This is a genomic window from Adlercreutzia equolifaciens, assembly GCF_029076695.1.
Taxonomy (GTDB): domain Bacteria; phylum Actinomycetota; class Coriobacteriia; order Coriobacteriales; family Eggerthellaceae; genus Adlercreutzia; species Adlercreutzia equolifaciens_A.
Genome location: NZ_JARFIK010000001.1, coordinates 1,061,669 through 1,087,358, shown reverse-complemented (window position 1 = coordinate 1,087,358; position 25,690 = coordinate 1,061,669). Strand labels below are relative to the sequence as shown.

Here is a 25,690-nt window from a genome sequence, read left to right as displayed (position 1 = left end):
GCGATTTTGGGCTCATAAGCTATCGCCCAATTTGCCTATCGGCGAAAAACGTTGACAGCGCTTATTCCAAATCGCACTTAGGTATAAAAACGCAGGTGTTGGATTTTGAGAGTGCAGATTGAGGTTGATTGCAGGCGCGAAAGGGTTGAAAAAACGGTTGATGAGGCACATTACGCACTTCAAGCCACCCTTCGCCTCCGCACTCCACTTCCTCAAAGTGCGATTCCCCCTCGCGTTCTCCATGCTTAAACGATATAAAATAGGTCGAAAGGCAGTTCTATGATGCGAAACCACTCGGGAGGTCGAACGTGGCCAAAGCAGTGACGATAAACCAGATACGCAACGTGCCTTTTGCTCTCGCTCTAGCTTTCGCTTGCGCCTGGATGCTCGACCCCTCTGCTGCAATTCCGGCGGGATTCGCTTCGCTCATATCCTTTTCTCAATATCCCCATCTCCTTGTAACGTCACTCGCGTTCGGCGTCTTGGCTCTGTTTCACCGTCAAGCCAGCACTTTCCTCAGCAGCAGGGCGTTCGTCTTTACCTCCTGCTCACTGTGTTTTCTCGGCTTTTTTGGCGCCTGGATATTCTCATTATGGCCAGAGAATCCCTGGGGATTTCTGCCCTTCGCTTGCCTTTGCATAACGGCGCTTTGCCAAGCTTCTCTGCTCATCTCGTGCCTCAAAGCGCTTGCGGGGCTCCCTCTCGTTGACTGCCTTTTAACGCTCATTGCCTGGCAGTTTTTTGTTGGCATACTGCGAGCGCTCTCAACTTTGCTCCCGCCACTTGCCATATCCTGCATTGCGCCCCTCGCAATCGCCCTCTGCCTCACCCGGAAATCCTCTACTGCGCTTTGGCGCAAAACTCCTACGGTTATCCCACCCCCAGAAGAGATGGGGAAAATCGAGCCGCACAGTTTCTTTCCTATTGCGCGACTGCTGCTTATTTATTCGCTTATCATCTTTACCATCCAAACGCTACAAGGCTTTGCCCCCATACCCGTAGCTAGTGTTTCCTACTTCGGGCTCTTCGTCGCCATTGCAGTTACCTCAATCGCCCTTGCGGTCAACGGAAGGATCGTTCGCATCAAGCAGCTCTATGATGCATCGCTCGCCATTCTGGAACTAGCGATTATAGTTTTCGCGATAGGAGTCGGGCGCTCCTATGAAATCGCCTCGATTCTTCTCGACGCTTCCTATATGACCTTCTCAACGTTTTTCTTCACCGTACTTTGCAATCTCTGTCAGAGAAGAGGGAACAACCCAGTCCTTGTTTTCTCGCTTGCCTATCTTGCAGAGCAGCTCGCCGCTTTTCTAGGGGAAGCCTTCTCGGGCACGGTAGGGCCTGGCGTGCATGCTTTGCCCCTCGTCCTACTCGCAGGATTAGGAGCCATCGCGTTCGTCTATCTTTCGCCCCTTAGAGACGGAAGCCTCGAGAGAAACGCCGACCCAGCGAAGGCGCAGTACATCGATCCAGCACGCTATTACGCCATACTTACCGAAACCTGCACATCAGTTGCCATGCAGTGCTCTCTGACTAAACGCGAGGGAGACGTACTCCTTCTCCTCGCCCAAAGAAAAACGTTAGTGCAAATTAGCGACGATCTGGTGGTAAGCCTCGCTACGGTGAAGACGCACACCCACAATATTTATAAAAAATTGGGCGTTCATAGTAGGCAGGAGCTATACCTGTTTCTTGGTCTGGAGAACCTCTCCTAGTTCGTCAAATCCTCTACAAACCCGACGCGGTAGTTCTTGAAGATGACTTCGCCCTGCTCCTGGGTGGCGTCCAGGTCGACATCGGCTTCGATGCGGAAGTCGCCGTCGGCGTTCTCGTCCAGGAAGATTTGGCGCACGTGCCACCGATGCTCCTTCTGCTCCGGCCCCTCGTCGATGGTCAGATACGCGGCGCTGCGGGCGTCGCCGTCCAGACGGATTTCGTTGTGCTCGGCGAAGTAGTCGTCCAAGGCGGCGTTCCAGGCGCGCTCGCCCATGCCCCATTCTTCGTCCAGGTTGCCCAGTTCGCGCGTGCGCTCGAGCGCAGCCAGACGCACGCGGGCAAACAGCGCGTTGCGCACCATAACCTCCATGCCGTGACGGTCGGCCACCACCGCGTCGGGCGCCACCGGGGGCGCTCCGGCCTCGGGCAAATCGCCGGCACTGGCCCAGGCATCCACCAGCGAGGAGTCGGTGGTGCGCACCATGAAGCCGAGCCAGGCCACAATGTCGCGCAACGAATCGTTCATGGTGTCGGGCGGCAGCGTGCGCACCAGCACGCGGAAGGCGTCGGAGAGGTAGCGCAGCAGCGTGCCCTCGGATTTCGCAATGCCATAGCGGCCGATGTAGGTTTTGAAATCGCTGGCCGTCTCCACCATGTCGCGCAGCACGCTCTTGGGCAGCAGCTCGTAATCGCGCGCCCACGGCACGCTTTGGCAGTACAGGTCGAAGGCCTGGGCCAGCAGGTCCTCCAGCGGCTTCGGATAGGTGATTTCTGCCAGGCGCTCCAAGCGCTCCTCGTAGTCCACGCCGTCAGCCTTCATAGCGGCCATGGCCGCGTCGCGAGCCTTGCGCTCTTGGGCGCGCAGCACCTTCGCGGGATTCTCCAGCGTGGCCTCTACCAGGGAAATGACGTCCAGGGCATAGGTGTCGCTCTCAGGATCCAGCAGGTCGAGGGCCGCCAACAGGAAGGGCGATAGCGGCTGATCGAGGGCGAAGTCCTCGGGCAGGTCGACCGTCAGCACGTAGCTGGGGCTGCCGTCCTCGGCTTCTTCGCGCACCACTACGCCGGCCTCGATGAGCGTGCCGAAAATCTCGTCGGCGCGGGCATTCAGCTTGATCTTCTCCTCGGGCGTCTGGGCCGAGTCGGCAATCAGCTGATGCACGTTCTTCCAGGCATCGCCCCCGCGGGACACCACAGCCAGCACCATGGAATGGGTGATGCGCATGCGCGGCGTCAGCTTCTCGGGCGGCTTCTCGATGAGGCGCTCGAAGGTTTGCTTGTTCCAGCTGACAAAGCCCTCGGGCGGCTGCTTCTTCTTGATCTTGCGCAGCTTCTTGGGGTCGTCGCCCGCCTTCAGCACGGCCTTGTGGTTCTCGATCTCATGCTCCGGTGCCAGCGCGATAACCATACCCTCGGTATCGAAGCCGGCGCGTCCGGCACGGCCCACAATTTGATGGAACTCGCGGCTGCGCAGCTTGCGCATTTTCTGACCGTCGAACTTCGTAAGCTGCGTGAGCACCACGGTGTGGATGGGCACGTTGATGCCCACACCCAGCGTGTCGGTGCCGCAGATGACGGGCAGCAGCCCCTGCTGGGCCAGACGCTCCACCAGCAAACGATAGCGCGGCAGCATGCCCGCATGATGAACGCCCACGCCAGCGGCCAGCAGCCGCTGCAGTATCTTACCGAAGGGCGTGGTGAACTTCGTGCCCTTCATGGCCTCCTTGATGGCTTCGCGCTGCGCCTTGTCCGACACGCCGTAGCTGGCCAGAGCCCGAGCGTTCTTCAGCGCCTCGTCTTGGGAGAAGTGCACGATGTACATGGGTGCTTCGCCGGCTCGCAAGCCCAACTCGACCGTGGCCTCCAGGGTTTCGAAGGTGTAGTCGTAGGACAGCGGCACGGGACGCGGGGCATCGGTGATGCGGTCGACGGGACGGCCCGTGCGCTCCTCAAGGGCGGTGGCGATGTCGGTGATATCGCCCAACGTGGCGCTCATCAGCAGAAACTGGGCATTCGGGAGGGTCAGCAGCGGTACCTGCCAGGCCCAGCCGCGATCGGGATCGGCGTAGAAATGGAACTCATCCATGATGACGCAGCCCACCTTCGACGCCGGGCCTTCGCGCAGCGCTTGGTTCGCGAGAATTTCCGCCGTGCAGCAGATGACCGGCGCCTCGGTGTTGATGGTGGAGTCGCCCGTGATCATGCCCACGTTGTCGCGGCCGAGCACGTCTACCATGTCGAAGAACTTCTCGGACACGAGGGCCTTGATGGGCGCCGTGTAGTAAGCCGTGCGCCCCGTGGCAATGGCCATAAAGCACAGGCCCAGCGCCACCATGGACTTGCCCGAGCCGGTGGGCGTGCCCAGAATGACCGAGTCGCCCACGGCCAAGTCCATGAGCGCGTCTTCCTGATGAGGCCACAGCTCCATGCCGCGGGAATCGACCCACGCCAGGAACGTCTCGAGCGCCTCGTCGGGCGTCATCAGGTCGCCCTCGCCCGTTTCCGCCCAGGGCAGCATCCAACCCAGCGAGCCGGGCTCGAAGGGATCGACGGGCGCGGCGCCGACCGGCGCGGCAACGTCGGTAGCGGCATCGCCGGCTTCGCCCTCGAAGTCCTCGGGCAGTTCGTAAGTTTCAGATTCAGGAGCGTTCTCAACAGGCACAGCCATGGTCATCCTCACATCGCGCGGGTTTTCTTCCATTATAGGGAACTTCCCGACCTGGGCCCCAACTGTCAGCAACCCGCTGCCGAACGGAACGCGGACATGCAGGGCGCAGACCGTTGACCCCCGCCCAAGCGCTCTTACCAAGCGGCCGTTTTTGACATGAAAGGCCAAGGTAGCAGCACGGGGAGAGGGGACAAACGGGAGCCTGCGCGCAACAACCGCAAAAGGCGCATCGATGGATGGAAGGTTCCCAAATCCAGCTGTTTGGTTCCCTCCTCTTCCCCAAGTCATCTCTCCCACCTGGCCTTTTACTGGAACAGGGAACCAAGCGGCCCCTTTTCGTCCCTCAAAAGGGTATCAAAGGGGCCGCTTCTGGAACCTTTTCCCGCACCCACAACCTTGCGCAACCCAACGAGTAGCGCGGGAGGGCGGCGGACTCGTCGGCAGGCCTCTCTGAACACTGTCTTTTCCGCGGCCGAAGGCCGCTCCATAAAAACATGAGGGAGCGCAGCGCCTGAGCCGAAGGCGAAGTAGCGGAGCGGGTGGCCAGACGACAAGCGCGCCGCCCTCTCGCGCGGACGGGTGGGATCAGCACGAAGCGGGCAGCGATCAGGACCCCACAAGCTTCCCGCGCAAGCAGCCCGGCTACGCGTCCCAGCAGCCCAGTTACGCGCCCGCGGCATTCCCCGGCAGGGCTGCGTGCTTGCCGCGGAGCTCCTCAAGGAAGGCTTGGGCGTCGCCGGGGTCGTCGTCGATGGACTCGTCGCCCAGGTCAACTTCCGTGGGCGTCTTGCGGTAGAACAAGTCGTACAGAATGGGCACGATATAGAGCGTCATCAGCGTCGCGTAGGCCAGGCCTCCCACTACCACCAGCGCCATGCCGCGCTCCATGGAAGCGCCAATGGCCTGGCTGACCACCAGCGGCACCATGGCAAGAATAGTGGTAAGCGCCGTCATGAGGATGGGGCGCATACGCGTCTGACCCGCTGCCACCAAAGCATCGCGCTTCTCCAGTCCACCGATGCGCAGCTGGTTCACGTAGTCGACGAACACGATGCCGTTGTTCACCACTGTGCCCATGAGAATGGCGAAGCCCATCAGCGACATCATGGTCAGCTGCTCGCCGGCAGCCCACAGGGCCAAGAAGCCACCCGTGAAGGCCAGCGGCACCGTCATCATGACGATGAAGGGCGACAGCAAGCCCTGGAACTGGGCAACCATAATAAGATAGATGAGCACGAAGCCCACAATGAGCAACAGCATCATCTGCGAGAGCATGGTATCGATGTTCTCCAGCTCGCCGCCGAAGGAGAGCGAGTAACCCTGGGGCAGTTCGATCTCGTCGATCTTCTGCTGCAGGTCGCGAGCCAGCAGCGCGTTGTTGTAGCCGTCTTCCACCTCCGCCGTAACCGTCATGGTCTTCTGGGAGTTCTCGTGCATGATGGCCGTGGGCGCCTCGCTTTCCTCCAACGTGGCGAACTTCCCGATGGCAATAGCCTCGGTCTCCCCTTCGCGATTGGGAATGTCCACGGTGTGCTCGAGGATGTTCTCGCGGGTGAGCACATGGGTCTCATCGATGATGTGCACCTCGGCCGTGCTGCCGTCCAGCGTCAACTTGCTGGAGGTCACGTCGGTTGCCAGCTCGGTGGCCAGCGTCTGGTACAGCTGGGCCACCGTCCAGCCGTAGCCCGTCAGCGCGTCCTCGTCCACCACCAGGTTCAACTCGCGGTCAGCGTCCTCCATGCCGTTCTCGATCTCGGTATAGCCGGGCACCTCGGCCACCTTGGCCATTACTTCCTCGCTGATGTCGTTCAGAACCTCCTGGTCGTCGCCGACAATGGTCAGCGAAAGCCCGCTGCCCATCATCGACTCCATGGACGAGGCGGACGCATCGGCCATGACTTCGCAGGGCAAATCGGCCGTGGCGTCAGACAACTGGGCCATAATGTCCTGCACCTGCGTATCAGTGGTCACCTCATCGCCCATAAGGATGTAAAAAGCGAAGAGGTCGAAAATCTCGGCCCCGGCATCACTGGCTGCCGACGACACCATGGACACTGTCGTGGAGCCGTCGATGGCGGCCACCGTATCAACGCCCGGAATAGCCAGGGCCGCATCCATCACCTCATCGGCCAGGGCAAATGCCTCGTCCTTCTCGGTTCCCTCGGGCATGGTCACCATGACTTCCATGGTGTTGCCGCTCATGGAGGGAATCATGGAGATGCCCATGTTCACCACCCCGGCCACCGACACCACCACCAGCACCACAGCCAGTCCCAAGGGCAGCACCTTATGGCGCAGGAAGAAAGCGAGCGAGCGGCCATAAGCGGCCTTCACCTTCTCGAAGAGACCGTCACGGCGCACGCGCTGGCGGCGGAAGGCGAAGCGCGACAGGGCGGGCACCAAGGTAAGGGCCACCACCAGCGACGCCACCAGCACATAGGTAAGCGACAGGGCGAAGGGCATCATCATCTGGTTGACCATGCCCGTGGTAAAGGCAATGGGCACGAACACGCAGATAGTGGTAAGCGTGGAGGCCACCACGGCGCCGGAAATCTGCTTGGCGCCCTGCACGGCGGCTCGAGGCGCCGAGATGCCGCGGCTGCGCAGGCGGTAGATGTTCTCGAGCACCACCACGGAGTTGTCCACCAACATGCCAATGGCCAGCGAAATGCCCGCCAGCGACATGATATTGATGGAGACCCCGGTGAAATACATGATGAGCAGCGCCAACAGCACCGAGAATGGAATGGACACGGCAATGAGCACCGTGGGCTTCCAATCGCGCAGGAACAGCGCGAGCACCACCACAGCCAGAAGCGCTCCTACCAGCAGCGACTGCAAAATGGAGGCGATGAACAGGTCGATGTAGGATCCCTGGTCGCCCACTACCCGCAGCGTGAGGCCCGGATACTCCTCCTGCAGGTCAACCACTGCCTCGCGCACCGCGGAGGACACCTCGTTGGTAGAGGCCGTGGACGACTTGAACACCGACAGCAGCATGCCGTCGCCGCCGTTCAAGGACATGTAGGCATCCCCCGCGTTGTCCACCACCGTGATGTCGGCCACGTCAGCCAGGCGCACATCGCCCACGTCGTCCAAGGTCACCAGCAGCAGGTCCTCGAGCTCCTCAAGGGAGGTGATATTGTCGCCCACGTGGAGCAGCCACTGATTGTCGTCATCGGCGTTGCCCAGATAACCGGCCGGCATGGAAAAATCCTGGGCCTTGATAATGCTTGCCAGAGTGTCCTTATCCACCAGCGTATCGATGTTCGCCTGCTTGATGGCCTGCTCGCGCGCGTCCTCGTACTGCTCGCGCGCTTGCTCAAGCTGCGTCTTGCCCGATTCCGTTGCAGAAAGAGCCTGGGCTAGCTGGGCCGATCCGCTTCCGAACTGAGAAGCAGCCGTCAGGCTTCCGGCCTCGGCTTGGGCCAACTGCTTCTGATACGTTTCCAGTTCGCCCGAGGCCTTCTCAAGTTGCGCCTGCAGCTCGGTAGCCTGATCGGGCAGTGCCTGCAGCTGAGCGGCAGCCGCCTGTAGTTCCTCGGCCGCGGCGGCCAGCCGGGCGCCCTTCTCCTCGGCCTGGGCCTGCAGCGCGGCCGCCTTCTCCATGTCTCCCGCTAGAGCGGCTTCCTGGGCCTGACGACCCAGCTCCTCGATCTCAGCGGGCAGCCCCTCTACCTCTTCCTGCAGCGCCGCCACGGTGCCGCCCAGACTCTCGCCCTGAGCCTGAAGCGCCTGCAGCTGGGCGGCCAGCGTGGACACCTTGCTGGTGGAACTGGATACCGCCAGGGTCAGACCCGAGACTGCCTGGCCCAGCTGGTCGGTCGTCTCGGTTTCCTGGGAGGCAAGTTTTTCTTGCTGAGCCTTGATCTCGTCCTCGGCGTCAGCAAGGTCGGCCTCGCCCTTCTCGATATCGCTCTTCGCATCGGCCAGCTCGGCATTCACACTGGCCAGCAGCTGATTGTTCACATCCTCGATTTTGGAATCGGAAAGACGCACCTCCACCGTCTGCTTCACCGTGCCCGTCACCGACACGTCGGCCACACCGTTCACGCGCTCCAGGCGCGGCAGCAGCGTGTCTTCGGCAAAGTCGGACAGCTCGTAGATGTTCTTTTCCGGATAGGCCGCCGCCACGTAGCTGGTGGCCATCATATCCATGGAAAGCTCCATGATGTTCGGCGCGCCGGCTGTTTCAGGGAGCAGCGGCTGCACCTGGTTCACCGCCGAGGACACCTTCACCATAGCCGAATCCATATCGGTTCCGTCCTCGAACTCCAGGAACACCATGGACACGTTAGAAGCCGACTGGCTCATAACGCCGTCCACGCCGCTAACCGTGGCCAAGGCGCTCTCAAGCGGCTCGGTGATCTCAGTTTCCACCTTCTCGGCGGAGGCTCCCGGCTCGGTCACAATGACGGCCAGGTACGGAATGTCCATATCGGGCAAAAGATCGGTCTTCATGTTGGAAAGCGACACGCCGCCCAAAAGCAGGCAGACGATAACGGCCACCACGACGATATAGGGATGCTTCACGCTGAATCGACTAAGCATAGTCTCCTGCTCTCTGGCTTGCTGCAGCCCCTGGATGCGACTCTCACCGACCTCCTGGATAGCCCAGAGCCGGAATCGAGCCCCGTTCGCGTTTACGGGGCGAAATTTTCGCCATTTTACAACAGGTACCTATTATAATTATCGGAAACGTGATATTTTCCGTAAACGAAGCAGGAGAACGCCGGCGCTGATCTGCTGCGCCCGGCATCGTTGAGAGGGGATCCATGCACCACCATCCAACGGGCAGCGACATGCCCTCTCCCGCCTTCCTTGAGGCGCAGCTGGACGCGCTGCTGCGCGAAGACGACATCGACCTTGCGCTGACATTGCAGCTGTTTTCCCTCTACCACGCCATGGCGCGCCGCTTCATGCGCCAGGCGCTTAACCAGACCGACCCGCACCTCAGTCCGCTTCGCGGCCAGGGGCAGGTAATCGCCCTGCTCAAACAGCGCGACGGCCTTTCCACCCGCGAGATGGCCGAGCTCATGGACATCCGGACAGCATCGCTCAACGAGCTTTTGGTCAAGCTGGAGGGAAAGGGGCTCATTGAGCGCTGCAAATCGGAAAGCGACGGTCGCGTTACCATTACCCGGCTGACCGACGCCGGCCGCGCCATTGACCAGATGCCCTTCCTCAGCGAGATGAGCAACTACTACGCAGGCCTTACCGATCAGGAAAAACAGCAGCTCATTACCCTGCTCTCCATCATCGAGCAGGCAACACAGGAAACCCCCGAAGGCGACAGCGAAACCAGCGGCTGTCCCTTCGGCGAGTCATCCCTCTCTCGCCACCCCTGGTCGAAGATGCGCGACTACATCAACGCGCACCGTCTGGACGCCGAAGACGAGGCCTAGCAGCCACTGCGACGAGCCTGACTGCCGGGCACGCAGCCGCAGAATCGGCTGACCAACAGCCCAATGCCAGTGAGGGCAAGAGCCGTGCCGAGCCCCGGGTAAAAACTGCCAATAAAAGTTGCCGGTACCAGGTTGAACGCCCGCAGCGCAATGCCGCCGCCCATCATAACGGCGATGATCAGATAGCCCTTCGCGTCGAAAGTATGCACTACGCAGACGCGGTCAGCGGGGTGGGCCAAAATGCGCGCTGCGTGCTTGCGGGCCACGCGGCGAAACATAAAGGCGAAGCCAACGAACACGACAGCCATAAATCCGAACATCAAGAACCAGTGATCCTGGGGCACCCCCAGAAGCGCCTGCACGCCAATGGCCGCCACGTTAGCGCCGGCTATAAGCCAGAAAATTCCCGCGATAATCAGTAAATTTTCGCGCTTTACCATAAGCCTGCTTCTTTCTCGTGCCCTCTGCGCCAAGAAGCGCTTTTTTCACGCCCCCTAGCCTAGCAATTCAAGCATCCATTTTCAACAGGTACCTTCTGTATTTTCTCGTTCGAGGACGAATCGACACCATGCGCCACCGAAAACCAACTTGGACACAAATCAGGCTAGCAGGATGATGATCCGAAGAAAAGCCGTGCTAGACTGCCAAGCGTTCGCAAAAATTACTGCCTTGACAAGGAGATACTATGCCCCGCATCTCATCCCGCTCCGCATTCTCACGAGCCGGTCGCCTGGCTTTGGTCGCACTTCTTGCCGGCGCCGTTATCGGTCTTGCCGGCTGCGCTTCCAGCCATCCCATGATCAAATCGGGGCAGGCCTGCATCTCATGCCATGGCGATGATCGCGCTGCCGTCGACTCCCCTGATCTTTCGAAGGCCACGGAAACCGGGCTTACCTTCGCCATCGACAGCTCTGCCGACGAGGTGTCGCTATGCACCGCCTCCATCGCCGAAAACGGCACGGTCATCCCCGAGCGCCAGCGCACCATTCCCGCCAGCGAGTTCGGCGAAGTCACCGTCAGCAGCCCCGGCCTCTACGCCCTCTGCACCGGCGACGTAGCCAGCCCCAGCGCCACCGTGCTCATCAACGCCACCGAGAACGGCCCCGCCGATGTGGCCGTGAGGGTTTAGCCCCCACCAGCACGCCAATCCCACCGAGCCCGCGCCGTCTCCCTCCCCTGGCGCGGGCTTCTCTTTGCCCCGCAGCAGCCAGCGGCTGACGGAGCTCCTACTCCTCCATATAGGCGCCGGTTTGGCGGTTCCACAGGTGGGCGTATTCGCCGCCCTCCTCCACCAATTGGGCATGGGGACCGTCTTCCACAATCTGGCCGTGATCGAGCACCACAATGCGATCGAGGCTGGCCACCGTGGACAGGCGATGAGCCACCACGATGGACGTGCGGCCTTCCATCAGGCGCGCGAGAGCCTCTTGCACGGCCGCCTCGCTTTCCGAGTCCAGCGCACTGGTAGCCTCGTCCAGCACCAGGATGGGGCAGTCGGCCAGCATGGCGCGAGCGATGGCAATGCGCTGGCGCTGTCCGCCGGACAGCTTGATGCCGCGCTCGCCCGTAATGGTGTCGAAGCCCTGGGGCAGCGCCTCGATGAACTCCAGCGCGTTGGCCGCTCGGGCTGCCTCGCGGATTTCTTCCATCGTGGCATCGGGACGCCCATAGGCAATGTTCTCGGCAATAGAGCGATGGAACAGCAGCGCCTCCTGAGGCACGTAGGCAATCTGGCGGCGCAGACTTTGCTGGGTAATATCGGCCACGTTCTGGCCGTCCACCAAGATCTCGCCCTCCTGGATGTCGGCCAAGCGCAGCAACAGCTTTGTGAGCGTGGTCTTGCCCGCCCCGGACATGCCCACCAAACCAACGCGCTGACCTGCGGGGATCTTCAGGTTGAAATCGTTGAACACCTGGGTGCGCACATCGCCGTCGGTGTACCAGAAATTGATGTCCTTGAAGTTGATATCGCCCAGCTCCACCACCAAGGGCTGCGCGCCCGGCTTGTCGGCCACCAGCAGCGGCTCGTCGAGCACGGCCGTGAGTCCCGAAGCATCGCCCAGGGCCTGGTTGATGCGCTGCAGGCCATTGTTGATGAAGTTGAACTGGTTGGTCACGGTATTCGTGTAGGTGAACATGAGGATGACCGTGCCTGGTGTAATGCCGAACCAAGCGTTACCGCCGGAAATGAACACGGTAACCACCGACATGATGACTACCGTGATGGCCGCCGTGATGATGCCGCGGGTGAGCGAGGCCCACATGCGCTTCGAATCCTTCGCCACCACTTCTTTATTGGCCACGTCGAACAGCTTGCGTTCGTAGTCCTCGCGCCCGTAGGTCTTCACCGCCAGAATGTTGGTGACCGCATCGGACAGTTCGCCCGACAACGCGTTCTGCGCGCCGGCCGCCTGCTCGTTCAGATGCAGAATGCGCTTGTACATGATGTAGGAAATGGTGGCGTACACCGCCAACAGCACCATGAGCACGCCTGCGTACACCGGCACGACGGGGAACAAAATGAGGCACGTGAAGGTAATGGAGCAGAGGATAGGCAGGAACGGGAAGTTCATGGTCTGAAGAAGCAGGGTGTAGCCGGACATAAACTTCGCCGTCTGACTGACCAGGGTGCCGCCGAAGCGGTTGGAGTGGAACGACAGCGACTGATTGCACAGCGTGTCGAAGGCCGTGGTGGCCAAGTCGTAGTTCACCGCAATCTGAAGCTTCCACAGCGTGTAGTCCTGCAGCTTGCTGCACGTCTGACCAGCCAAATTGATGCCGATCAGCGCCGCAATGTAGGGGCCGAACACCGTGAACACGTCTTCAGCAGCCACCGGATCGGCGCTCACGCGATCGACGATCAGACTCATCACATACGGGTTTCCGTAGGTGAGGAAGCCGCAAAACCCAATAGTAGAGGCCACCAGCGCCACGAACAATCCCAGGTGGCGACGGGTGGCCAGCCAATAGTAGTGCAAGCTGCGAGCCGTCAACGATTGCTTCTTCTTCATCTAACTTCCTAACCTTTACTTTGTCGCAACTGAGTGACGGCGTAGAGGGGATACCGGGTGTGCCGACAGAGCGAGTTCCACAGCGACTGAAACAGCCCAGTGGGCTGTTTCACAAAGCGAGGACTGTTTGAGCGAATCGGCATACCCGGTAGCCCCGATCGGCGGCGAGTCACTACTGGAGCAGCCCGGCAAGCGCCCCGTTGCTCAACATGGTCACGTGGCGCGTGGCACGGGAGATGGTGGTGTACAGCCGTCGACGGGCCAGATCGGTTTCAGGGAACACGCGCTCACTAGCATCAGGGATGATGACGCGATCGAACTCCAACCCCTTCGCCAACTTCAGTGGGATGAGCACCGTGCCCTCGGCAGGCAGGCTATCGCCCTCGCCCAGCACGGTCACGCCGTCCAGCGTTTTCGCCAGCCGCTTCGCGTCGGATTTCCAGGGCACAATGACCGCCGTCAGCGAGCCGGCCTCCTGGGCCGCGCGTACCACGCGCTCCAGCTCGTCACGCCACTGCTCCGCGTTCTCGCAGGTGAGGATTTCCGGTGCAGGCGCCTCGCGCTGCACCGATGCCACCTCCATGGCCTCGCCGGCAGGCAGCAGCCGCGCGAACAGATCGGTGATGGCCGGCGTTGAGCGATAGCTGGTCATAAGGCGGCACTGCTCCACGCGGCCGCGCTCTTCCTCGAATACCGCCCGCATCTCATCCCAACTGGCCGTTCCCTCGAAGATGGCCTGGTTCGGATCGCCCAAGAGCAGGAAGTGCGCGCGGCGGAAATAGCGCGCCATGACGGCCAGCTGACCCTCGGAATAGTCTTGGGCCTCGTCGATCATCACGTACTTCGCCTGGGGGTTGCCCAAGCCCGTAAGCACCATCTTCAGGTACACCCACTCCACCGAAGTAAGACCCTCGCGGCCCATAAGGCGTTGAGCCACGCGATCGACGTCGAGCCACGCCATGGCCTCCAGGGCCTGCAAACCGTCGGCGTGCTTCTCGCGCAGATAGGTGAGCGCCAGGGTGCGCGCCTCTTCGTCGGACTGAGGGTCGAACACTTCGCCGAACAACCGCAGCTGTTCGTCTACCGACAGCGAGGAAATTTCGTCGTGGGTGCTTTCCGCAGCGGCCAGGCCCTTCAGGCGCGACTCCATGCGCGCAGCCAGCTCCTCGGCCATGAGCGTGACTCGATGGGGACCGGCTGGCAAGTTGGCGAACTTATTGGACACTTTCTCCACGGCGTCGGCGCCGATAAGGCGCACGCCGGCACTGACGATGTCACGGAAATCGCGGCGATCGAACTCGAAGGAGGCCACGGCGTCGTCGATGGCGCGCAAGCGCACATAGGACACGTCGCCCTCGCCTACACCGCGACCCGCCGGCAGCAACGGTGCCAGAAACTCTTCCCAGGTAAGAATCTCGGGATTGCGCTCGCCCAAGTCGGGCAGCACGCGATCGATGTAGCGGCCGAACACCGGATTTGGCGAGATAAGGAACACCTGCGTCGGGTCAAGAGCGCCCCGATGCTGGTAGAACAGGTAGGCGATGCGCTGCATAAGCACCGACGTTTTGCCCGACCCCGCAATGCCTGCCACCTGGAGCACCGGCACATCGGCGTGGCGCACCACGGCGTTCTGCTCGCGCTGGATGGTGGCCGTGATAGCCTGCATGTGGGCACTGCGACCACGGGCCAGCGAAGCCAGCAGCAGCTTGTCCTCGATGGCCACGTCGCTGTCGAAGTAGGTGATCAGCGTGTCTTCTTTGATTTCAAACTGGCGACGCAGCTGCAAATCCACGTTGATGGTACGGCCGTCGGCAACATAGGAGGTAGGGCCCATGGTCTGGTTGTAGTACACCTCAGCCACGGGACTGCGCCAGTCAACGATGAGGCGCCGATAGTTCTCATCCGAGATGCCTGCCGAACCGATGTACAACTCCTTAGGCGGCTGACCGGGCTTGAACTGCAGCACAATCTTCGCGAAATACGGCTCGCGCAGCAATACTTCCACCGCGCGCAGACGTTCGGCCTGCACCGAGTTCGCCATGTCATGGGCCTCGATGATGTTGTTCATAGCCACGATGTCGGCATGGGTTTCCAGGATGTCGTCCCAGGTGGCGAAGTTCACGGCCAGCTCATCGGCCATGTTCTTCTTGTCCTCCGCCGCCTGAGCCGCCACGGCCTCCATGGCAGTCAACGCATCGCGGCCGATTTTCTCCAGCTTGCCGTAGGTTTCCGTCAGGTGCGCTTGCTCGGCGGCGAACACCGGATCCGCAGAGAGCTCCTGAACCTGCTCGGCAGCGTCAATCGCTGCGTCGTTCTGTTCCGCTGCGCTAGACAAGGATGCCCTCGCAGTGATCGATCATATGCTGCACGGCCTGGGCGGAGTTGCCCTCCAGCTTCTTCTTGCGCGGCACCAGCTTGCCATCCACCAGCTGATCGTAGGCAACGCGAATCCACTCGTAGCGGGTCACCGCCGACGGCTCCTCGCGCGACAGGCAGGCCTCAACCGCCGTGTAGGGCTTGAGCTTCTGCGTCAGCTTCGGGTTGAACATGATCACGGGCTTTCCCGCCTCGTTCAGATAGGCGATGATGGCCTTCGTGACGCCAATCTGGTTGGCGGCCAGGCATACCGCCTCATCGTCGGCTAGCAGCGTGTCGGCCAGATCGGCCGCCACCTCGGCGTCCTCGGCCGTTGCCGGCTCGCACGGCCTCGAAAGAATCTCCTCGTCGGTAATGACTTCCTTAATCACAGGTGCTCCTTTGGATCGAGATGGACCGACAAGCGGCCCCCGACTCACTGAAAAATGCGACTAAAGAGTATACACCAGTGATCGACGCCTCGTCATCGCTCAACCAAGCTGGCAGCAACCGGTAAGCAGATGTTGCCAGAGGCTCCGCCGCTTCCCCAATCAACGATCTTTCTAACGATCCTTGGCCCGCGAAGCCCTCGGCGCCCCTTCTCTTATGATGGAAGCACTGAAACGTTGCAAGACGACGCCGCTGCACCCCATGCGCCGCGGCATTGTGTTCCCGAGCCGACGCTTGTCGGCAGGAGAGGAGATTGCCATGGCTGCTCATCGCCATCGTGCCCTCAAAATAATTGGCATTGTCCTGGGGTCCGTCGTTGGCATTGCCGTCGTTGCGGTGCTGGCCCTGAACATTTATATGCGCATGACCTTCGCCCCCTACTTCGAGCAAGCGGAGGCGCAGTTTGAGATTCCCGGTCTGAACACCGGCTTCGTTCCCCAAGACCTTGACCACGTCGAAGCGGACGACTCGTGGCTTTTCAGCGGCTACATGACCGACGGCTCGCCGTCGCCCCTGTATCGGCGCACTGCCGATGGCAGCATTCAAACGCTCTACGTTACCCTCCCCGATGGCTCCCCGTACACCGATCACGGCTCGGCCATCACCACCAACGAAGAATTCGCCTACCTGGCCTGCGAAGGCGGCTACCTGACTATTCCCATGGACACGCTGGTGTTCGCCGAAGACGGACAGAGCCTTCAGGCTACCGAAATGGTGAACCTGGACTTCACCCCCGCGTTCATGAACATCGAGGACGACCAGCTTCTTGCCGGCAACTTCTACTACCCCGGCGATTACGAGACGCCGGCCAACCACCACATTGTCACGCCCGATGGCACCGAGAACCCTGCTGTCATGTACGCCTTCCCCCAAGACCCGCAAACCCCGGGGCGCTTCCTGACAACGCCGGACAACGTGTTCTCTATTCCCGGCATGGTGCAGGGCACCTGCCTTTCCTCCGACGGCAAGCTGGTGCTATCCACCTCCTACGGCATCGCCCCGTCGCATCTTTTGGCCTACCAGGTTAACCTGGGCGATCCCGACGGCACCTTCACCATCGGCTCGGGCGAGGAGGTACCGCTGTTTTGCCTTGACTCGCGTAATTTAGCCGTCGACATTGTAGGACCCCCCATGCAGGAGGGCATCGAGTCCCATGAGGGCAAGGTGTTCACCACCGACGAGTCGGCCTCCAACAAATACATTTTCGGCAAGTTGTGCGGAGCGGGCCAAGCGTACGCCCTTCCGCTGTAACGGCGCGACACACAACCTTCATAGGATTGTTATCGTTTTGTTCATTAGCACAATTAAATAATGTCACCTGCTCTTATCGTTTTCAAAGTGACGGATATTGTGCAAATACCTGCCACGTTCCATCGCTATTTTTAAATGTGTCATTGACTTTACCGATTGAGTAAAGTTTAATGCAAGTGCACAAATCACTAACCTAGTTTTACCTAAGGGAGGTAATCATGAGCGATCCCAACGTGGTAGTTGCCCGGAACACCCAGAGTGCGCCGATCAGCAAGCTGTCCTCGCAGACGGTGGCTTTCTCGCACTACAACAATTTGTCCGCCCAGTTGCCCCTCGACCCCGCAACCGGCTCCCTGGTGGCCGGCGGCATCGCCGAGCAGGCCGAGCAGTGCTTCAAGAACGTTGAAGCCATCGTGACCAGCATCGATCACGACATGAACGACATCATTCGCCTCAGCATCTTCGTGCGCGACATCATGGACGTGAACGCCGTCGACAAGGTGCAGGCCGCTTTCTTCCCCACGTACCAGCCGGCCCGTACGGTTATGGCCGTGAACGAGCTGCCCGAGGGCGCCCTGGTCATGGTGGAGGCCCTGGTGGACAACGGCGAGGGTACGCAGTCGGTGCCCCAGGCCGGCGACCTGCTGAAGCTGGTCAACAACACCCACAACGCCCCCTACGACATCATGTCCACCCAGTCCGTGGCCTTCAGCCACTACAACAACATCTCGCTGCAGCTGCCGCTCGACCCGCAGAGCGGTCGCCCCATCCTGGGCAATGTGGCCGAGCAAACGGCCCAGTGCCTGAAGAACGTGAAGGCCATTCTCACGTCCATCGACGTGCCCTTCGACGACATCGTCAAGGTGAATGTGCTGGTCCGCAACTTGGACGACATGGATGCGGTGAACGAGGTCTACAAGACGTTCTTCCCCGATTCTGGCATTGCGCGCGCGGTTAACTATCTGCCGGCTCGCACCGTAGTGCCCGTGGCCGACCTGCCGCTGCACTGCGACGTGGCCATCGAAGCCGTGGTCTCCCACGGCGACGGCACCCCGCCGCAGGCCATCGAGGACCGTCATGGCCTGATTATCGAGGCCAACAACACCGACGCGGCTCCTCGCTGCCCGCTGTCCACGCAGACGGTGGCCTTCAGCCACTACAACAACATCTCCGGCCAGATCGCTACCGACCTGTCCGCCGATGTGGCCGGCCAGACCGAGCAGTGCCTGTCCACCATCAAGACCATCATCGAGTCGGTGGACCACTCTCTGGCCGACATCGTCAAGGTGAACGTGTACCTGGCCGACCTGAGCGACACCGCTGCCATGGACGAGGTCTACCTGCGCTTCTTCCCCGAGGGCACGCCGGCCCGTCGCGTGGTAGGCACCGGCGTTCTGCCGAAGGGCGCTCGCGTCATGATCGACGCCATCGCCGGCAACTGGGAAGGCACCCCTCCCCTCGCTTAATTGCGCGCTGCCCCAAGCGCAGCCGTCTCTCTCATGCCGAAGGGCCGCACCCCGCGATGCGGCCCTTCGAAAACCCGGGCCCCAGCAGCGCTCCTCCGAGCTGCCGGGGCTTTTTCTTGGGGTGCGCTTTCTGGAGTACGCCGCTTTGCCGTGACTCTCGCAAGCCGCACAAAGCAAGAGCCCCGCAGATACCTGCGGGGCTCTTGAGCGCAATGCCGGCTATTGAGGAAAGCCAGCGTTCGTTCGCGTCGGGATGCGTTGGTTCGCGCGATTACGCCTCGGGGGTAGCCGATTGCTCCTCATCGGGCGTAGCGGCTACCTCGGCAGCGGGAATCTCGCCGCGCTTGAAGCGCAGAGAATCGCCGTCGACCTCAATGACCAGTTCGTCATTCTCGATCTTGATCTCCTCGGTATCGCCCTCCAGCGTGAAGTCGGCCGTAGTAGCATCCTTCGCCTTCCAGGTGCCCGTCATCTCGGAGCCGAACAGGCTGATAACCGCCGTGCCGTCCTCCTGCAGCTGAATATACACGTTCATGCCCAATTGCTGCATGCTGTCGATGCTGGCCTGGTCGATCTCCTGACCGGCAGACGAGCCGCCCGAGAGCACCCAGTCACCCTGGAAGTTCTTGGCCGCGTCATCGCCTGCCGCATTGCCGCCGCTGGTACAGCCCACCAAAGCGAAGCACAGAGCAAACGCGCAGGCGAATACAGCAAGCGCCTTGGTCTTCAGACTTTTCTTCATTCCCACTCCTTACCTAAGTTGCATTCTGCCGCTGAAAGCAGCAACTCATTTATTGTAAGTATCAGCCGAAGGATCAGCAATAGCGCAGCCGCCCGATGGCAGCCTGGCGAGGAGCGGATCGAGGCGATTCGAGCCGTCGATGGCTAGCGGGACGAGCGGGTCAAAATCGACTCGAAGCAATAAAGCCTAAGAATCGGAGCCGCAAGAGAGGTGGTAGCGGGGGCTCGCAGACGGAGCGACGCTCCCCGCTGGTCAAATTCAGCTCGAAGCGGGGCTTTTGCCCGAAATCGAGCTTTTAAGGTCGCAATCGCGCCGAGGCGGGGTTTTTGCCCGAGAGCGCCCCAAAGAGCAACTGGCCGCCTGATCGCATCACAACGCTCTGATCTGGGTATATACCACAAAATCCGTCTCCTCCCCACCCTAACCACCTGCCAGCGCTCTCTCAGCATGGTCAAAAATGGCTCGAAGTCGGGGCAAAAGGTTCAACTTGGACGCAATCGCGACCTTAAAAGCCCGTTTTCGGGCGAAACCATCAACTTCGACCCTTTTGCGACCACCGCTCCTTCAACCTCGGCCCTTTTGCGACCACTAACCTTCATCTCAATCCCTCCGAGACCCTCATCCCTTCAACCTCGATCCTTTTGTGACCGCTCCCTTCAACCTCGAGCTACTTGCGACCACCCGCTCTCCAGCTTCAACCCGTTTGCGACCACCCCATACATCCACCAACAAGACGAGCCGCTCGAAGGCGGCTCGTCTAAGGGAGGGCGCGTGAACTACTTGCGCTTATGCTTTGACGCAGGTCTCGAAAGCGCTCTTGGCAGCCGTTCGACCCGAATTGCAATTGTTGGCATTGCACGACGCCGGAATGCTCATCGTGTACGTCTCACGATACAGGTTGCAGCCGTCAGTACCGGCAGCGTACAGACCGGGAATGGCCTCGCCGCGCGGAGTGACAACTTCCATCTTGCGATTGGTGTCGATGCCGCCAATGGAGGTCCAGAACGCCATATCCTGGCGGAAGATGTAGAATGGAGCGGTCTTCAGAGCCACCATGTCCTCGGAAGCCTTGTTGAAGTCCTCATCCACACCCTTGTCGCATAGCTCGTTGTAGCGGTCTACCGAGGCCTTGAGCATGGCGGGCTCCAGACCCTGCAGTTTGGCAAGCTCCTCAATGGTGTCGGCCTTGTAGATGTTGTCACCAGGGCACTGGGCAGCAGCATCGTCCATATCGGCTTGTAGACCCTCATAGCCCGAACGCTCGACGAACGTGTCGATGATGTCCTTGCTCAGCACCATGTAGGACTGCGGCTGAGTATGCACGGCATTGCCCACGCACTGGGGCACGAACGAACCGCAGCCCTCGTTGGTGTAGCGCTCGCCGTCCTGATTCACATACAGTTCCGGGCCACCACGATGGATAGTCTGGCTCATGTCTGCGAAGAAGTCGATACCGAAAGAGTAGGCCTCGCGCAAGAAGCAGCGCTCGCGGGACACGTCATGGGCGCCAGCCGCAATGGCCATGCGCAGGCCGTCGCCGTCATGGCCCTCCACGCCATTGTTGTGAGAATAGGTGAGATCCCAGCCGCGCTCGCCCATGATCTCCTCGTTCTGGGCGTAGCCGCCCGAAGTGAGGATGACGGCCTTGGCGTTCACCTGCAGGATAGAGCCGTCCTTCTTCTCAGCATACAGACCCACCACCTTGCCGTCCTCGATGATAAGATCGACGGCCGGCGTTTCGGTCATTACCGTGGCCCCCAGCTGCTGCGCGCTCTCCAACATCGGATCAATGTAGCAACTACCGCTTCCGTTGTTGTCGAACCAGTGGAAACAGTCGAACTTGCCCAGGCCGTGGTAGTCGTCCACCACACCGGAGAACTGCACGCCATGGGACGCCATCCAGTCGATGTTGTCGCCGGAAGCATCCACCATGTCCTTCCACAGCAGATTGTTGATGCGATAGTTGAAGAACTCCTGCTCGGCAGCAATGATATCGGTGAAGGTAACGTCAGCGCCCACGCCCTTCTCCTTCTGCATCTGCGAGTTGATGGCGAACATACCCTCGGTAAGACGCCCGTTGCCACCCGTCTGGGACGACTTCTCAAGAAGCAGCGTCTTGGCGCCCAGCTCAGCTGCCTGAACCGTGGCAGCCACGCCCGAGGAGCCCGAGCCCACTACCACGATGTCCACGTCCATGGTTTCCGCAGGCTCGTATGCCTTTACCTCGGACGACCCCGTGTCGCTCAGCTCCTTTTCCGGCTTGTCGGCGGAAGCACAGCCAGCCACCATACCAGCAGCCGCTACGGAAGCGGCCGCAAGACCAGCTCCCTGCAGAAAACGACGACGAGACACGCCTTGCTCATTGACAAAACTCATGATTCCCTCCAATTGTTCGTTGAATTCCTCTGCAATTTTTGAGATCTTGCGCGGCTCCTTCTCCTCCGCTAACCTCAAAGATCGCGACTCAAGATTACCGAGCGGCCTCGCCTTTCGCCATCGGAAGGTGCGGTTGATTTCGCGAAAAACGGGAGGGAGGCATTGTCCTCCATTGCAGGGGACGGGAGCTCAAAATGCTTAATTCATCAGGTGATACATCTGATCACCCCACAGAGCAGTACCAGAAGCACCAATCTTCATTCGATTGGCTGATATTACACTGCCTCGGATTCGGCGCGTGTTGGGGATGGGTACATGTCGCCTTCTTCTCGACGGTTTTATGGGGCGATAGCGGAGAATTGCTCAGTCTCTCGGCATGGCTCCTCAACGCCTTCTCAAACGGCTGCGCAATGATTGCGCTTGGTTTTGCCTCTTTGCGCTTTGCTCCTCTTTCCGCGCGGCGCGGCCTTATCGCAACCCTGGTTATCCTGACCGCACTGGGCACGTTCGGACTTTCATTTGGACAGGCAGCCGGCAATGGCATAGTTTACGCGGGATCGATCGCATCCGGAGTGGGCACGGCCGGCATTCTCCTTTTGTGGGCGGAAGCCTACCGCAGCATTCCTCCCCTTGTCGCCAAAAAATATTCCATCCCTTGGTCTATGGCTCTTGGCGTCTTCTATTATTTGGCTATTGGCATGCTCCCAACCTTGCTTGCGGTACTCGTCACCGCCGCCCTGCCCCTTGCGTCAGTGGTTCTTCTCGAACGATCGAATCATCTAAGGGAGCAACGCCTTTTTGAGGAAACTGAGACACCCAGCGCGGCGTCCGTCGGCTCTCCCGACGGAGCCCATCCTGGCAAGACAAAACACGCCTCTTGGCATGGAGCGCTCCCTCTTAAGTTTGCCGCTTGCGCAGCGGTGTACTGCATTCCTGACGGCTTCATGCGCGGCTATCCTGCCGCTCTTTCCTTTGTCTCGGCAGGAGGAATTGGCGAGGCGGTCTTTGCTGGTGTTGCCCTCGTTATGATCGTCGTCGCTGTCGCAAGCATTCTTTTCGTTGAACAGAGACGAATCGATCTGGCCTACAAACTCATTGTGCCGTTTATGGCCGGAGGCCTTCTGCTTTTGCCGTTCGTAGCCCCTGGGCAAGAAGCCCTTGCTGGAATTTGCATAATGTCGGGGTACATCCTCTTTGAGATGTACGTATGGGCTTCCCTCTCCGACATAGCAGCCAATGTTTCAGCGCCAAGCGCTCTTGTCTTCGGCGTCGGTAAATCCGGAATGAATGTGGGACTCTTGGCGGGCACGTTTATCGGCATTTGGCTCGGATCGAGCTCTTCGATGCTGCTAGTGGCTATTTCGCTGTTAATCGTATATCTCTTTATTGTTGTCGACAGCGTCATGAGCCCCAAAGGCGGAATGATGCTGCCCCTTCCCGTGCGCCACGCCACCTCCGGTGACGCCGAAAGCCCCGTCGAGCAGAAAATCACCATTGCAGAAGCAGCGCAGATGGACCTAGCCGAGATGTTCTCTGCCATGTTGCACCAACGCTGTCAGACCGTCTCTCAAAACTTCGGACTCACGGCCCGCGAAGCTGAGGTGCTCGAGCTTCTTGCAAAAGGTCGCAGCCTGCAATCTATCGCCGACGTCCTCGGCGTTGCGTACAGCACCGTCAAGACGCACACCGATCGCATCTACTCCAAAACCAACGTCCACTCCCGGCAAGAGCTCATTGAGCTCTTGGAGGAAAGTGACGCGACCGTCGAAACGGACAAATAACAGCCAAGCCTGAAGCACCGCTCACGCACCCACTTCAGCCTCCTCCACCGCTTCCGCTAGGGGGCGGTAGGCTTCGATGAGGCGGTCGAGGGACCAGGCGGCATTGGCGGGGCTGGTGGAAGGAAGCTGCGTAGCGGGAATGCCGGTGGCCGCCTCACAGTGCTTCCGATAGAGCCGCGCCGCCGTTGCTCCTGTGCAAAACACACGGTGGATGGGTGCTGCTTCAGTAATGCGGCTCAAGTCGTTGGGCACCGCGTCGGCAATGGAAGCGTCGGAGGCTCCCTTGATGGTGCATGAAGCCAGCACGTCCCAGAGCGCAATACGGTGAGCCAGCAACAGCGCCGTGCGCTCCTCGTTCGTTGTCGGGACCGGCTCGTCGAACAACGCCGCTAGCACGCGCCAGAAGCGGTTTTGCGGATGCCCGTAGTAGAAGCCGATTTCGCGGGACTTCGGAGAGGGCATGGTTCCCAGCACCAGCACGCGCGAGCGCTCGTCGAATACCGGCTCTATGGTGTGCACCACGCGCGCGGCAGCGCCGGCGTTCGACGCCACGGTCTCCTTGGGTTCTTTATTTTTCACGGCACCCGCCTCGTTCCCTTTGCGCGCTTCTGCTATGGTTACCCTCAGTGTATCGGAAACCGAGAGGCAGGAGCTTCCATGGGCGATTTTGCCAACCGCGTGTTTAACGTCGTGCGCCAGGTGCCGCGAGGCAAAGTGACCACCTATGGGCAGGTGGCGCGACTCATCGGTGCCCCTCGCGCTGCTCGGTACGTGGGCTACGCCCTTCATGCGAACCCCGAGCCTGGCACCGATCCGGGCTGCATCCCCTGCCATCGCGTGGTGTTCAAGGACGGCCGCATGGCCACGGGCTTCGCGTTCGGCGGCCCTGACGAGCAGCGCAAGATGCTTGCCGCCGAGGGCATCGCCTTTGACGAAGAAGGGCGCGTCCTGCTTGACCAGCATCTTTGGAGCGGGCGTCCCGAAGCCGAGCCGGACGGCGATCTGGCCGTCGGCCCTCCCCCGGATTTCGACTGGGACGCCGAGCTGGGAGACTAACACGCCAAATTGGCAACGGCTTCCCCCTCTTTCCATGACCGTCTTCCTACGAAATCGGCCAAGAAGAAATCGAGTCTTACCATGGGGTCGTGGGCTTGAATTGCTGGCGTACCGCACCAGGCGCGTCGGCCCCGCCCCGCCACCCATCAGACACTCGAAGGAGGCATTCCCATGCAGAACAAGGAATTGCTTGAGAAGATCATCGCCAAGCAGGACAAGATCATTAAGGCCATCAACGCCGACCAATCGGTGGACATCCCCGAGAAGCTGCGCCACGCCGAAGAAGCTGCCGAGGCATGGGCCCGCGGCATCGAAGGCGACGACGGCCGCGACAAGGAAGAGCGTCGTTGGCCCGTGAAGCAGTTCTCCCAGGAGCTGCATGAGCACATCGCGTTGTTCGATCATGAGACTCGTCAGCAAATCCAGGAGTACTGCGAACTGGTCAAGCGCATGCCCTACGACATGGACGAGACCCTTGGCTGCTAGCCGCGCCCTTTTTCGACATGAGCGCCCCGTCTTGCATCTCGCGAGACGGGGCGTTTCTTTCGATACGTCAAACACTCAGATTTCACAAGGGGCTCCCGCAGTCGTCCCCCTACAATAAGGGCAGACCAAGAGACAGGAGTTCCCATGATTCCCCTGCAAGAAGCCATGGAGCAGCGCCATGCGGTGCGCACCTTTGAAGACCGCCCCCTCGCCGATGACGCCGTTGAACATCTACAAGCCTTCATCGACATCATCAACGAAGAAAGCTGGATGGGCTTCAAACTGGTGCTCAACGAGCCCCTTGCCTTCACTAGCTTCCTGGCTCGCAAGGTAGGCTTCGCCAACGCTAACAACTATCTGGCCGTTATCGGGCCGGACGGCAAAGAGCTAGACAACTCCTCAGGCTATTACGGCGAGCAAATTGTCCTGCGCGCCCAACAACTGGGCATCAACAGCTGCTGGGTCGGCCAAACCTACAAGCAGGTGCAGGGTGCCTACAACGTGGACTTCGGCGAATCGCTGCGCTGCGTGGTGGCCTTGGGCTACGGCACAACCCCCGGCACGCCGCACACGTCGAAAACGCCCCAGCAAGTAAGCCCCGATTACGACACCGCCCCCGACTGGTTCCGCCACGGCGTCGATGCCGCCTTGCTGGCGCCCACGGCCCTGAACCAGCAGAAGTTCACCTTCCGCCTGGGCCGTCAGCAGCCCGACGGCACCTGGGAGGTTATCGCCAAAACCAAGATGGGCCCCTACACCAAAGTGGACTTGGGCATTGCGAAATACCACTTCGAGGTAGGAGCCGGCGAAGACGCGCCCTTCACCTGGAAGCACTAGCTTTCGCAACGAGCGTTGCCAGAAGTCTCCCCTTCCCAAGAGTTGCCCCGATAGGGGCTTTCCTGTAGGGTGGGAGACGGAAGGAGTGGG

At 60.5% G+C, this 25,690-nt stretch carries 18 protein-coding genes; 9 read left to right on the top strand and 9 right to left on the bottom strand.

All coding sequences use genetic code 11. The annotated features are described in order from the left end of the window. Positions 1–308 precede the first annotated feature (308 nt). A complete protein-coding gene (locus PZH32_RS04295) occupies positions 309–1,715 on the top strand; it encodes a helix-turn-helix transcriptional regulator (protein ID WP_275206422.1) in 1,407 nt (468 codons plus the stop codon). Here the strand turns inward: PZH32_RS04295 and PZH32_RS04290 are convergent. Beyond that, positions 1,712–4,384 carry a DEAD/DEAH box helicase gene (locus PZH32_RS04290; RefSeq protein ID WP_275206421.1) on the bottom strand — a complete coding sequence of 891 codons (2,673 nt, stop codon included), beginning with the start codon at positions 4,382–4,384 and terminating at the stop codon, positions 1,712–1,714. The genes PZH32_RS04295 and PZH32_RS04290 overlap by 4 nt on opposite strands. A 663-nt stretch (positions 4,385–5,047) precedes the next feature. Beyond that, positions 5,048–8,935 carry an efflux RND transporter permease subunit gene (locus tag PZH32_RS04285; RefSeq protein ID WP_275206420.1) on the bottom strand — a complete coding sequence of 1,296 codons (3,888 nt, stop codon included), beginning with the start codon at positions 8,933–8,935 and terminating at the stop codon, positions 5,048–5,050. A 224-nt stretch (positions 8,936–9,159) separates the two neighbouring features. Between PZH32_RS04285 and PZH32_RS04280 the strand changes: the two genes are divergently transcribed. Next, positions 9,160–9,789 carry a MarR family winged helix-turn-helix transcriptional regulator gene (locus tag PZH32_RS04280; protein WP_275206419.1) on the top strand — a complete coding sequence of 210 codons (630 nt, stop codon included), beginning with the start codon at positions 9,160–9,162 and terminating at the stop codon, positions 9,787–9,789. Here the strand turns inward: PZH32_RS04280 and PZH32_RS04275 are convergent. Further along, positions 9,786–10,229 carry a hypothetical protein gene (locus tag PZH32_RS04275; protein ID WP_275206418.1) on the bottom strand — a complete coding sequence of 148 codons (444 nt, stop codon included), beginning with the start codon at positions 10,227–10,229 and terminating at the stop codon, positions 9,786–9,788. The two genes, PZH32_RS04280 and PZH32_RS04275, sit on opposite strands and share 4 nt — an antisense overlap. A 245-nt stretch (positions 10,230–10,474) precedes the next feature. Here PZH32_RS04275 and PZH32_RS04270 point away from each other — a divergent pair, with 245 nt between their 5' ends. After that, positions 10,475–10,918, top strand: coding sequence for a hypothetical protein (locus tag PZH32_RS04270; RefSeq protein ID WP_275206417.1), 444 nt, complete (start codon positions 10,475–10,477; stop codon positions 10,916–10,918). Positions 10,919–11,015: 97 nt separating this feature from the next. Here PZH32_RS04270 and PZH32_RS04265 read toward each other — a convergent pair whose 3' ends face one another. From PZH32_RS04265 to PZH32_RS04255, 3 genes are all read right to left on the bottom strand, one after another. After that, positions 11,016–12,800, bottom strand: a complete 1,785-nt coding sequence (locus PZH32_RS04265; RefSeq protein ID WP_275206416.1) for an ABC transporter ATP-binding protein — start codon at positions 12,798–12,800, stop codon at positions 11,016–11,018. Between the two features lie 172 nt (positions 12,801–12,972). Next, a complete protein-coding gene (locus tag PZH32_RS04260) occupies positions 12,973–15,135 on the bottom strand; it encodes a HelD family protein (protein WP_275206415.1) in 2,163 nt (720 codons plus the stop codon). Then, the gene (locus tag PZH32_RS04255) at positions 15,128–15,547 is read right to left on the bottom strand and encodes a peptide deformylase (protein WP_275206413.1); all 420 of its coding nucleotides are present in this window, start codon (positions 15,545–15,547) and stop codon (positions 15,128–15,130) included. The genes PZH32_RS04260 and PZH32_RS04255 overlap by 8 nt, the downstream gene beginning before the upstream one ends. A 316-nt stretch (positions 15,548–15,863) precedes the next feature. On the opposite strand from PZH32_RS04255, the gene PZH32_RS04250 reads away from it, so the two are divergent. Next, positions 15,864–16,856, top strand: coding sequence for a hypothetical protein (locus PZH32_RS04250; RefSeq protein WP_275206412.1), 993 nt, complete (start codon positions 15,864–15,866; stop codon positions 16,854–16,856). 218 nt (positions 16,857–17,074) lie between these two features. Continuing rightward, a complete protein-coding gene (locus tag PZH32_RS04245) occupies positions 17,075–18,322 on the top strand; it encodes a RidA family protein (protein ID WP_275206411.1) in 1,248 nt (415 codons plus the stop codon). A gap of 271 nt (positions 18,323–18,593) precedes the next feature. On the opposite strand, the gene PZH32_RS04240 is transcribed toward PZH32_RS04245, so the two are convergent. After that, the gene (locus tag PZH32_RS04240) at positions 18,594–19,064 is read right to left on the bottom strand and encodes a hypothetical protein (RefSeq protein ID WP_275206410.1); all 471 of its coding nucleotides are present in this window, start codon (positions 19,062–19,064) and stop codon (positions 18,594–18,596) included. Between the two features lie 786 nt (positions 19,065–19,850). Next, the gene (locus PZH32_RS04235) at positions 19,851–21,440 is read right to left on the bottom strand and encodes an FAD-dependent oxidoreductase (protein WP_275206409.1); all 1,590 of its coding nucleotides are present in this window, start codon (positions 21,438–21,440) and stop codon (positions 19,851–19,853) included. A gap of 194 nt (positions 21,441–21,634) precedes the next feature. On the opposite strand from PZH32_RS04235, the gene PZH32_RS04230 reads away from it, so the two are divergent. Continuing rightward, entirely contained in the window at positions 21,635–23,221 is a 1,587-nt protein-coding gene (locus PZH32_RS04230; RefSeq protein ID WP_275206408.1) for a helix-turn-helix transcriptional regulator, read from the top strand. Positions 23,222–23,242: 21 nt separating this feature from the next. Here PZH32_RS04230 and PZH32_RS04225 read toward each other — a convergent pair whose 3' ends face one another. Then, positions 23,243–23,800, bottom strand: coding sequence for a DNA-deoxyinosine glycosylase (locus tag PZH32_RS04225; protein ID WP_275206407.1), 558 nt, complete (start codon positions 23,798–23,800; stop codon positions 23,243–23,245). Between the two features lie 78 nt (positions 23,801–23,878). Between PZH32_RS04225 and PZH32_RS04220 the strand changes: the two genes are divergently transcribed. The 3 genes from PZH32_RS04220 to PZH32_RS04210 all read left to right on the top strand — a co-directional run bounded on the left by PZH32_RS04220 (position 23,879) and on the right by PZH32_RS04210 (position 25,600). Continuing rightward, positions 23,879–24,277, top strand: a complete 399-nt coding sequence (locus PZH32_RS04220) for an MGMT family protein (protein ID WP_275206406.1) — start codon at positions 23,879–23,881, stop codon at positions 24,275–24,277. Between the two features lie 171 nt (positions 24,278–24,448). Continuing rightward, positions 24,449–24,763: a hypothetical protein gene (locus PZH32_RS04215; RefSeq protein ID WP_275206405.1), complete on the top strand. Its 315-nt coding sequence runs from the start codon at positions 24,449–24,451 to the stop codon at positions 24,761–24,763. Positions 24,764–24,907: 144 nt separating this feature from the next. Next, entirely contained in the window at positions 24,908–25,600 is a 693-nt protein-coding gene (locus PZH32_RS04210) for a nitroreductase family protein (protein ID WP_275206403.1), read from the top strand. Positions 25,601–25,690 lie beyond the last annotated feature (90 nt).